Annotated in this window: 1 protein-coding gene and 1 pseudogene; both read left to right on the top strand. The window is 60.4% G+C overall.

All coding sequences use genetic code 11. The features are described 5' to 3' along the window. The first annotated feature begins 196 nt into the window (after positions 1-196). Positions 197-1138, top strand: a complete 942-nt coding sequence (locus EN994_RS30345) for a sugar ABC transporter substrate-binding protein (protein ID WP_024502009.1) — start codon at positions 197-199, stop codon at positions 1136-1138. A 113-nt stretch (positions 1139-1251) separates the two neighbouring features. After that, positions 1252-1646: pseudogene (locus EN994_RS30350) on the top strand (ABC transporter permease); the annotation flags it as partial.

Genomic DNA, 1646 nt, shown 5'->3' on the forward strand with positions numbered 1-1646 from the left:
GGAATAAATATTTCATCATCTGTATATTTTGGTTCTTTCGTTCCGGAATATCTGTTTCAAACAGAGGGTTTGACGTTCCAGCCAACGGCAAGCGTCACCCGGAATAGAAACGACATCAGGGAGAGATTCCCCGGGGAGATCGGGGATTCCGGATAAATCGGTGAAACCGGACACCAATATGTGGAGGAGAAACACAATGAAGAAATTGATTTTAGGCGTCGCCTTCGCGGCGCTGATGAGTTCATCCGCCCTGGCCGCCAAGGTTGGCGTGTCGATGGCCAAGTTCGACGACAACTTCCTGACCGTGCTGCGCAACGGCATGATCGAGCAGGCCAAGGGTATGAGCGGCGTCGAGCTGCAGGTCGAGGACGCGCAGAACGACGTTGCCAAGCAGCTTGACCAGATCAAGAACTTCGCCGCTTCGGGCGTCGACGCCATCATCGTCAACCCGGTCGACACTTCGGCCACGCAGGCGATGTCGGATGCCGCCGCCGCAGCCAAGATCCCGCTGGTCTATGTCAACCGCGAGCCGGTCAACGTCGACACGCTGCCCGACAACCAGGCCTTCGTCGCCTCGAACGAAGCCGATTCCGGCACGCTCGAGACCAAGGAAGTCTGCCGCCTGTTCAAGGAAGCCGGCAAGAAGGAAGCCAATGTCTATGTGATCATGGGCGAGCTTTCCAACCAGGCCGCCGTGCAGCGCACCAAGGACATCGACGATGTGATCGCGACGCCGGATTGCAGCTTCATCAAGATCATCGACAAGCAGACGTCGAACTGGAACCGCGACGAGGCGCAGAACCTGATGACCAACTGGCTTTCGACCGGCAAGCCGTTCGATGGCGTCATCGCCAACAATGACGAAAGCGCCATCGGCGCCATCCAGGCGATGAAGGCCGGCAACATCGACATGAAGGCGGTTGTCGTCGGCGGCGTCGATGCCACCCAGGACGCGCTGGCGGCCATGCAGGCGGGCGACCTCGACGTAACTGTGTTCCAGGACGCGGCCGGCCAGGGCGCCGGCGCTCTCGATGCGGCGCTCAAGCTCTCCAAGGGCGAGAAGGTCGAGCACAAGGTCTACGTGCCCTTCCAGCTGGTGACGCCAGCCAACATCGACAAGTTCCTGAAGAAGAACTGAGCCGCCAGCGGTTCGATACGGAGCGGCGCTCTCGATCAAGACAGCGCCGCTCCCTCTCTCCCTCAGCGCCGGCACGGCGCGAGGGCGACCGCGGCTGATGGAGGACAGAATACGTGGCACAGACATCTCATGGCGTCGGCGGCGTCGGTTATGATGCGAAGAAGCGCACATGGCCGGCCGAGTTCAATGTTTTCCTGGCCCTGGTCATTCTCGTCGTCATCTTCGAACTGATCGGCCGCATCTTTCTCGGCGACAGCTTCCTGTTCAACACACGCAGCGATGTCGGCGGCATCTTCAACGAAGCGCGCCTGCAGATCATCATCCTGCAGGTGTCGATCGTCGGCATCATCGCCATCGGCGTGACACAGGTCATCATCACCGGCGGCATCGACCTGTCCTCGGGCTCGATCGTCGGCGCGACCGCCATGATCGCCATGAGCTTCGCCCAGGTGGCGACGGTCAACGGCAACCCCAATCCCAAGGCGATGTTCCTGGCGCAGGGCTGGAC

The organism is Mesorhizobium sp. M7A.F.Ca.CA.002.09.1.1, assembly GCF_003998555.1.
GTDB classification, from domain to species: domain Bacteria; phylum Pseudomonadota; class Alphaproteobacteria; order Rhizobiales; family Rhizobiaceae; genus Mesorhizobium; species Mesorhizobium ciceri.

Bases quoted from the DNA above. Each gene is read 5' to 3' on its own strand.
- EN994_RS30345 (WP_024502009.1), top strand. From the start codon at position 197: ATGAAGAAATTGATTTTAGGCGTCGCCTTCGCGGCGCTGATGAGTTCA.